This is a genomic window from Bradyrhizobium huanghuaihaiense (assembly GCF_007830635.1).
In the GTDB taxonomy this organism is placed as follows: Bacteria; Pseudomonadota; Alphaproteobacteria; order Rhizobiales; family Xanthobacteraceae; genus Bradyrhizobium; species Bradyrhizobium huanghuaihaiense.
The window spans coordinates 1-8420 of sequence record NZ_VLLA01000068.1 but is presented as its reverse complement, the minus strand read 5'-3'; the positions used below and the strand labels follow the sequence as shown (position 1 = coordinate 8420).

The following is an 8420-nucleotide window of genomic DNA, read 5'->3' as shown; positions in this document are numbered from 1 at the left end:
GAAGGAGCTTCAGCATTTTTCTACAAGAAGGGATTCCGGTTTGCGGACGAGGGCAAGAATGCGGAAATGCGGACTGTCATTTCCAATCCACGATACGTCTCAGATGAAATTCTTATGGGCGAGATGGAGCGCTAGCCCGTCTTATTCGTAAGAGTGCGCCTGAGGGCTGGCGAGCGTGGTGTAAAGCGCTGATGCGGCGTAGGATTCGGTTGCGAAGCCACCCCATCACCTTAAACCACGCCCGCCATGACCGATGATACGATTCTGCCATCCTCGTTTCCAGCCGTTCACGCCAAGAAAGTCACAGCTGCCTTCGATGGCGGTCGATCCACGTCTACGACACGGATAAGAGCCGGCCCGTGGCCGTCGTGCTGCGGCCCGGCAAGACGCCGGGCGGCGTCGAGGTGCGTGCCCATCTGCGCCGCCTGGTACGGCATATCCGCACGCGATGGCACAACACGCAAATTACGTTCCGTGGCGACGGGCACTATGCCCGGCCGGAGGCAATGGCGTGGTGCGAGACCAACGGCATCGACTACATCTTCGGTCTGTCCGGCACCAAGCCTCTCGCCAGAAAAGTCGACGAGGTCGCCGACGACATCCGCACCCGACGCGCCATCGAGAACCTGCCGGTTCTGCGTGGCTATACCGAGACGCGCCACAAGGCAAAGTCCTGGGATCGCGAACGGCGCACTGTCGCCCGTATTGAGGCGGCGATGCTCGGCCTCGACATCCGTTTCGTCGTCACCAGCCTCGATGTCGGCTCGGCCGAGTGGATCTACGACAGCCTGTATTGCGCGCGCGGCCAAGCCGAGAATCTGACAAGCTGCATAAGTCACAGCTCGCCTCCGACCGCACCAGCTGCCGTTCGGCGCTCGCCAACCAGGTCCGTCTCGTGCTCCATACGGCCGCTTATTGGCTGATGCTGACCGTGCGCGAGGCCATTCCCAAAGTCCGGGAATTGGCCGCTGCCGAGTTCGCGACGCTGCGTCTTCGGCTCTTGAAAATCGCTGCCCGTGTGGTCGAGACCACGAGCCGCATTCGCCTTGCGTTCGCCGCGGCCTGTCCGGAAGCCGACCTGATCCGCTGCTTGCCAGGTGCGCTGCTGCCGCTCGGTCCTTGACCGGCGGGGCGTCCGCCCCCCGTTCGCCCAACCTATACCTCAAGCGCGTTGCAAAGTACGGGTCGTCAGGCGGTGAAAAGCCGAAGGCAATCCTGTGCGCCTCGTCAGACAAGATGTTCGGCCGCATCAATCGGGCCCCAAAGCCGCACTCTCACGAATAGGACGGGCTAGCATTGTTAGGAGGTTTGTGCATGTGCACATGATGCGCGCCGACTCGAACGACGGCCAGGCGCGGAGACGTGACCATAGGAGACGTCCGTGAAATCTTGGACGGACTTCGCTGCAGGCTCTCCGATTGATCGATATCGTACAGATTCGTCGCACTCTCAGGATTGCTGGCTTCTTCAAGAATGCAGGAGCTTTGAATGAAGGATGGGGAATGCCATGGGTGTGCTGGTTTCCGCTCGATCTCGCCCACCGTTCCGATTTGGTGTCGCCCGCCATGCCCAATCGCTTTTCTTAGCTGCGGCTGAAGTTCGTGCATGGTTTCCTCGGCGCGCCCGGTGCTGCTGCTTCTTCCTCGCACGTGCGTCAGGCATTTCCTGGCATTGGACGGGGTCTTCTCGGCATAACGCATTGCAAGCTCGTCAGGCTCCAAGCTCTTCTCAGGCAATTGCAGACGCGACAACCACAAGCAGTTCTGCCCGCAGCAGCCCATTACCCTTGCCGTCCCACCAAGCCTGGTAGGTGCGATCACGGGTCGTTTCGGGGATGATCCGACGCGAGTAAAGGTGCAACAACGGCTACAGCTATCAACTAGGAAATACGAGCGTCGGCCTCCAAAGAACGGAAGCCGGATTTCCTATGGCGACTGGTTTCACCAGCCAGCGGTGGCGAGAACTGTTTCCCGGACGGACTGATGTCACATCAATCGTGGATTTTCAGGTTGCACATCCGCTCGTCGGTAACGCCGGCGATATTCTGCTCGAGCACCAACTAGGGCGAGACGGCGAACGGCCGCTAGTGAACTGGCGTCCTGCCAATGACGAAGCGAGAGCCCGTGCAGAACAACTGGGCTTCGTTCATGTGGATCCCGATGATATGGTACTTGATCCCACCCAGTCCAAACAGTGGAGATATAGGGATGGTGAATGGCAGCGCGCAACCAATTCTTCGATGTATCTCTCCAAAGCGTCGAGCGATGATGAACCTTCATCAGAGCCCGACTCGGATGGAGACTTCATGTGACGTGAGATCTCTACCAATCCATTTGAGGTGGAGCAGAGCGCAGACCAACCGACACCTGCGGCTTACGATCGAGCCTTGGACGGAGCGAAGCCCAAGCCAATTCGGCTCAAGCCGTGAGGTGCACTGTACTGGCGGCGGTTTACGAGAGCTGGTGCCTATAATAGCACAAAAGAAAACCCCGGCTTCCAGCCGGAGTTTTCGACTCCCGCCCGGGCGGGAGGAGCGGATTGCCTATGGCAGGCGCCAGCGTCGTTGTGTCCTCGCCATCAGAATGGCTCGGGATCTTTCCGGGTTGCCTGGGTGAGGAGGGTTTCGTTGGCCGTTTTCTTCGTAGGCGTCTCGAGAAGTGTCGGGCCAACTCATCGAGCAACGAGACCATCCACCCGGGCTCGCCGGCATTGGATGCGAAGATCAAAAAATGGAGCAGATGTCAGGACAACTACCTTGCCTTCGTTCAACTCGCGTCAGTCAGGCTATGGCTGCGCCTTAATGAATCCGCGCCCTAACACTACTTTGGCAGATTGTTAGAATTGGGCTTTTTATTAGGATTCTCATCCTGGCTTGGTTGTGATTCAAGCTTGGGATGGACCGATTCGTTTTGACTGACGCCCAATGGGCGAAGATGGAGCCGCTGTGTCTTGGCAAGCCGGGCGATCCCGGCCGGAGCGGCAAGCTGTTTGTCGAAGCCGCGCTGTGGATTGCCCGCACGGGCAGTCCGTGGCGCGATCTTCCGCGCGCCTTCGGCAACTGGATAACTGCGTACACGCGCTTTCGCGACTGGGCGAAGGCGGGCGTCTGGAAGCGCATGTTTGATGCGGTCTCAGACGAGCCGGACATGGAATATGTCATGGTCTGTAGAAGTTTCGACTTAATCTGACGGCAAGGTTTGAACTGGCAGGGAATGGAGCTGCGGGCGAGCAGGAGCGCTCACCCAAAGGGCGCTCCCGCGCAGCCCGCGGCGTCTCACAGGGAGACGTTACCATGACCCAGGAACAGAAGTCATTCGCGCGAAAGTCGGCATGCTGGAATTGGCCAAGCAGCTCGGCAACGTCAGCCAGGCTTGCCGGATGATGGGCTATAGCCGCGACAGCTTCTACCGGTTCAAGGAACTGTACGACAAGGGCGGCGAGCTGGCGCTGATTGAGATCAGCCGCAAGAAACCGGTCCTGAAGAACCGTGTCGCGCCGGAGGTCGAGGCAGCCGTCGTTGAGCTGGGGATCGACCAGCCGGCCTGGGGTCAGGTGCGGGTCAGCAATGAGCTCAGGAGCCGCGGCCTGTCGATCTCCCCGTTCGGCGTGCGGGCGGTGTGGCTGCGTCACGACCTCGCCAACGTCAAGAAGCGGCTGACGGCGCTGGAGGCCAAGATGGCCCAGGACGGCCTGGTGCTGACCGAGGCCCAGCTCGTTGCGTTGGAAAGGGCCAAGTCCGAGAAGGAGGCGCACGGCGAGTTCGAGAGCGAGTGCCCCGGCTATTGCGGTGCGCAGGACACCTTCTATGTCGGCAACATGAAGGGGGTCGGGCGGATCTATCAGCAGACCTTCATTGACACCTACAGTAAGGTGGCGTTCGCCAAGCTGTATGATCGCAAGACGCCGATCACGGCGGCCGAACTGTTGAATGATCGCGTGGTGCCGTTTTTCGATGCGCGGGGCATCCCGCTAAACCGGATCCTGACCGACCGCGGCACCGAGTATTGCGGCAATCCGGAGCATCACGAATATGAGCTCTACCTCGCCGTCGAAGACATCGATCACACCCGCACCAAGACGAGGAGCCCACAGACCAACGGCATTGTCGAGCGCTTCCACCGCACCGTGCTCGAGGAGTTCTATCGCGTCGTGTTCCGCAAGAAGATCTATCCGAGCATCACTGCCTTGCAGAGCGATCTCGATGAGTGGATCGCTGCCTACAATGAGGTGCGCCCACATCAGGGGCGCTGGTGCTACGGCAAGACGCCGATGCAAACTTTGCGTGACGCAAGTGCTCTGTCGAGAGAAAAATTGTTGCCGGCTGCGTGGGGTCGCACATGAAACCTTTGTCGGACACCTGCCGCGACAAAGCACTCGCTGTCAGCTCAAGTCCCTTCTTTTACAAAGTTTTCCGTCTTGCAACACTCAGCGGCCTACATTCTCATCCGAGCGCCGATGTTCGCCACACCCCGCAATGGCAAGCTTGCTTGCGCGCCGATTGGCGATCCTCCGGACTGCGGGCTGATAACCCTCCCGAAAGGAGTGTTCTCTCCAGGCTCCATGCTTTTGTAAGATAGAGCTTGATGGGGCTCGGCGCTGCTCAGGCAGTCCGCCAAGCCGATGGAGGCATGAGCGCTGTCACCGGATGGCTCACCGCCGCAAGACGATACCTCACCGGATCCCCAGTCGAGCCATCTGCGCTGAAGCGTGCTCCGGATCGGGGAGGGGCTGCCACGGCTGGCCAGCGGCGGTGCTTAACAAGGACTTGCAGAACACAGGAGTGAGCCTGCCGCGATGGATCACGACATTGTCGTGCCCCTCGGCGGCTCGAGCGCTCTGCCAGTGCCGATTGTAGCCGCGCTGTTCGTCGGACTTGACGTGGCAAGCGGCGAATTCGCGATCGCCCAGCGTTGCCAATTGCCAGGCATTTACCGGGCGCTTGGTATGGATGTGCACCCACATCGGCCTTGGCATCGCACCGCTGCGCAGCGCCCTGGGCTGCAGCTTGATTTCGAATAGCGTCCCCGGCTCTCCCTTCAAGGCGTGCGGTGGATCCACTGACGCCAGTTCTCCCGCTTCCCGCAACTGTTCTAGGTATTCTTGCGATGGAAACGCATAGGTCTTCGTGCAATCGCTTGTGATTGCTGCCTTTCGCGCGTTCAATGAGCTTGCCTGTCCCTGAACCTCGGACCACATCCTTGTCAGCCGGACTATTTTTTCGTGCACTTCAGGCACTTGCGCAGGCGTGAGCAGGCCTCGCCGGCGAGGCTCCTCCAGCGCGGCTACACAGGCCTCAATCTCGGAGGACTGCGTCTGCATGCGCTTGATGACGATATCCAACACGTGTTCGGCGTCCTCGGGCTTCATGTGGCGAGCTTGCGAGGCGGCGCTTTGCTGAGCCGGCAGATCGAACTGCAGCAACTGGTCCAATCGCTCAAGTAATCCCGGCAGTGCTTTCCTGGATGGCGGAGCCATCCACATCTGGAGGTTATCGGCCGCAGCGGATGACGCGCGTGCCTGCTCCGGAGTGGCGAGTTTCTTTGTACCGAGATCCGAGAGCACGATGACCTTGCCCGCCGGGGCCGTCGCCGCATCGGGCCTAGCGAGTTGCGGCGTGGCGGGGCTGGCCGTCGAACTCCCCTCTCCTGCGGCTGCTGCGGGCCTTGCTTTGCCCGTTCTGCGCGCCGGACTGCCTCCGCCCGCTGGGCCAATATTATCCGGAAGCGCAGCCCAAGCCGGCGGTTCAATCGTGGCTTGCGTCTTTGGCTGCAATGCCAGCAGCCGCATGACTTCGTTCGCCGTCACCCACGCAGCTTCCACGATCTGGTCCAGCAACGGCAACGGAAGGTCAGTTTCCGTTGCAGTCCCCCTCAGGCTGTCAAGCATGCCGCTCAGCCCCGATGCAAATTCCGAAAGTCGTTCCATGACTCCTTCCAGAACGGCGCGATGCTCCGCTTCGAGCGCCGCTCCATCGCTGTACAGAACGGCTTGGGCCGTCGAGACGAACGCCGGAAAAACATCTCCGATGAAGGCCCCGAGCAGGCGCACCCTCCCGCTCTCATCCATGAGGGCGTCGCGCACGTCTGGTTCCAACGTGCTCGCTTGCGAGTTGACTAAAAGCTCCACGAGAGCGATCCGCGATTGCAGATACATGCACTTCGTAAAGAGCGCCCAGCCCGTATGATGCCTTAGTGCGGCATCTTCGGCCGTGCGCATGGCGGGCGTGCTGCCTGGAAGGTGGGCGGTAGCGGCACAGACTGACTGCATCCGCTCACAGCGCAGCACCTTCTTTCCCCACAACTCCATGCATGCTGCATAGTGGTTCGCAACGCTTGTAAACAGGCGGCTCAGCTGTGCAGGCGAGGCGATGTCTTTGAGGCTGTCGAGCACGCCTTGTGCTTTCTTTCTGCTCTCCTCCAGCTCGTAGATAATCTGGGTCGCCACTTCATTACATTCGTCAGCCTCCCTCACAGTGTCATCGCGGAGCCGGCGAGCCCGATCGTTTGGCAGAATTCGGCGCGCCAAATCGGGTGGCAGACTGGCGTAGTACGCCAGAACTGTTGCGCCTGCTTTGACGACCTGATCCATCAGATCTTGTCTCTCCGGCAAGTTCCGGGCATGCCCGGCCGCTCGGCGGCAAGCTTCAAGTTCCTCAAGCAGGCTGCTCAATTCTCGCTTTGCTGCCTTTATCTCCTCCCTCGTTGGCGCCGCTACGTCCGAAGTTGGCGGCGGGTTCGCAAGCGTCGCCGCTCTCACATCAGGCTCAGACCGTATCCGCCCTACGACGGCATCGAAGGACTGATCGCGTTCCCCAGGGAAGAGACCAGACTCCGGGCTCGAACGGCTCGATTCCCTAATGCTTTCGGCTCCCGCGGCCTCAAGCTCTGATGGACCAGCTCGGCCAATGCCTTTCATGCTTCATCTCCGGATAATTGAGGGTGCGCAGCCTGTCTGGATAGGCCGACTGGCTGACGACTAGCTGACCAAGAGCATTCATCCGGATGCGCAAGGAAGAAGATGCGGCCTTGTGTTCGACTTCTATCGCAGCTTCCATGCTGCTGGAGTAACCGCGTCAGTTCCGGTGTCATCAGCTGAGACGCGAACAGGCCAGACGCCCCCTTATAGAAAACTGACAGCTATAGAAAAATGACAGTCGCGTGCACCAAGCATTCGCCTCACGTATCGTTCTTCACGGGCGATTCAACGTCTGCCCGGTTATAAATAGCTGCCGACAGAACCTTCGCTTCTATCCATTCATCTGCGCAGTTTGAAGAAGCCAAGATAGTTCACATCAATCCACACCCACCGCACACCGGCGGTCGAGACTGTCCCGATCATGGCCTAAGCTTCAATCCGCACGGGGAGAGCGGAATAGCCGTGCACGAAGTTAGATGCAATTCGCTCGGGTTCGCCGACGACCTTGATCTTCAATCCCCCATCCAAAATCTCTTCCCAGAGGACTCTCAACTGCAGTTCCGCAAGGTGTCGGCCAAGACAGCGATGGATTCCGAATCCGAACGAGAGGTGTTGCCGCACATTCTTGCGGTCGATCACGAAACTGTTGGCGTTCTCAATGACCTCTTCGTCTCTATTGCCGGAGATGTACCACATGACGACCTTGTCGCCTGTCCTGATCGGTTTTCCCCCAACGATGCTGTCTATAGCAGCAGTGCGGCGCATATGTGCGATCGGCGTCTGGTATCGAATGATCTCAGACACGGCGCTCGAGATCAACTTGGGATTGTCAGTTAGTTTCCGCAGTTCGGAGGGGTACTGGCTCATGAACAGGAGGCCGCCGGTAATCGAGTTGCGCGTGGTATCATTGCCGCCTACGATCAGTAGAATGAGGTTCCCAAGAAACTCAGTTGGCTCCATATGGCGTGTGACGGGTGAATGCGCCATCAAGGAAATCAGGTCGAGGCGTGGCTCGGCATTGATGCGCTCGTTCCAAAGCCGTGTGAAATAGTCCAGGCACTCCGACAAGATGGTGCTTCGCTTGTCCCAGCTGTCGATGGCATAGCCTGCTTTAGGAGTTGTAACAGCTGCGTCCGACCAATAGGTCAGGAGTCGCCGATCCTCAAATGGGAAGTCAGAGCTGGCCCCGGTTGTTTGGACAGCGCCCCGCTGGATTTAAGTGGATTCCTGCCGGGTTATGCTGAACGCGGGGCTTTACGATTTTGTCGTTGCGTCGGGAGGGCGTAGCCCGACCAGAGCGACGACAAAATCGTCGGCGACGGTCATGCGGCCATCACCATAGCTTGCGTGCCGAAGTAAGCCTCGTCGGGCGTGCGCCCGTCAAGGCTCGAGTGAGGGCGTCCCTGATTGTAGAAGGCCAGATACTTGGCAATTGACGCTCGCGCCTCGGACACGCTGTCGTAGGCGCGGAGATAAACTTCTTCGTATTTGACCGTGCGCCAGAG

The 8420-nt window shown here is 59.4% G+C and carries 5 protein-coding genes and 3 pseudogenes; 4 read left to right on the top strand and 4 right to left on the bottom strand.

The genetic code is table 11. The annotated features are described in order from the left end of the window. Nucleotides 1-326 precede the first annotated feature (326 nt). Nucleotides 327-1123: pseudogene (locus IQ16_RS44200) on the top strand (IS1380 family transposase); the annotation flags it as partial. A 151-nt stretch (nucleotides 1124-1274) separates the two neighbouring features. On the opposite strand, the gene IQ16_RS44195 reads toward IQ16_RS44200, so the two are convergent. Continuing rightward, nucleotides 1275-1700, bottom strand: a complete 426-nt coding sequence (locus IQ16_RS44195) for a hypothetical protein (protein ID WP_223153745.1) — start codon at nucleotides 1698-1700, stop codon at nucleotides 1275-1277. Nucleotides 1701-1879: 179 nt separating this feature from the next. On the opposite strand from IQ16_RS44195, the pseudogene IQ16_RS44190 reads away from it, so the two are divergent. The 3 genes and pseudogenes from IQ16_RS44190 to IQ16_RS44175 all read left to right on the top strand — a co-directional run. Further along, nucleotides 1880-2311: pseudogene (locus tag IQ16_RS44190) on the top strand (effector protein NopP); the annotation flags it as partial. A 583-nt stretch (nucleotides 2312-2894) separates the two neighbouring features. Then, entirely contained in the window at nucleotides 2895-3188 is a 294-nt protein-coding gene (locus IQ16_RS44180) for an IS5 family transposase (RefSeq protein WP_011084662.1), read from the top strand. A gap of 142 nt (nucleotides 3189-3330) precedes the next feature. Beyond that, nucleotides 3331-4341, top strand: a complete 1011-nt coding sequence (locus IQ16_RS44175; protein WP_011084661.1) for an IS481 family transposase — start codon at nucleotides 3331-3333, stop codon at nucleotides 4339-4341. 330 nt (nucleotides 4342-4671) lie between these two features. Here the strand turns inward: IQ16_RS44175 and IQ16_RS44170 are convergent, their stop codons facing one another. The 3 genes and pseudogenes from IQ16_RS44170 to IQ16_RS44160 form a co-directional block, all read right to left on the bottom strand. Then, nucleotides 4672-6915 (bottom strand): hypothetical protein, encoded by a 2244-nt coding sequence (locus IQ16_RS44170; RefSeq protein WP_018648290.1) that lies wholly within the window; start codon nucleotides 6913-6915, stop codon nucleotides 4672-4674. 426 nt (nucleotides 6916-7341) lie between these two features. Further along, nucleotides 7342-8091: pseudogene (locus IQ16_RS44165) on the bottom strand (cytochrome P450); the annotation flags it as partial. Nucleotides 8092-8237: 146 nt separating this feature from the next. Further along, nucleotides 8238-8420 (bottom strand): integrase core domain-containing protein (locus IQ16_RS44160; protein ID WP_145832233.1); only part of this gene is annotated, 183 nt, incomplete at its 5' end.

Excerpts from the sequence above, each read along its gene's own strand:
- IQ16_RS44195 (WP_223153745.1), bottom strand. The coding sequence starts at position 1,700 with ATGCGTTATGCCGAGAAGACCCCGTCCAATGCCAGGAAATGCCTGACG.
- IQ16_RS44180 (WP_011084662.1), top strand. The coding sequence starts at position 2,895 with ATGGACCGATTCGTTTTGACTGACGCCCAATGGGCGAAGATGGAGCCG.
- IQ16_RS44175 (WP_011084661.1), top strand. The coding sequence starts at position 3,331 with ATGCTGGAATTGGCCAAGCAGCTCGGCAACGTCAGCCAGGCTTGCCGG.
- IQ16_RS44170 (WP_018648290.1), bottom strand. The coding sequence starts at position 6,915 with ATGAAAGGCATTGGCCGAGCTGGTCCATCAGAGCTTGAGGCCGCGGGA.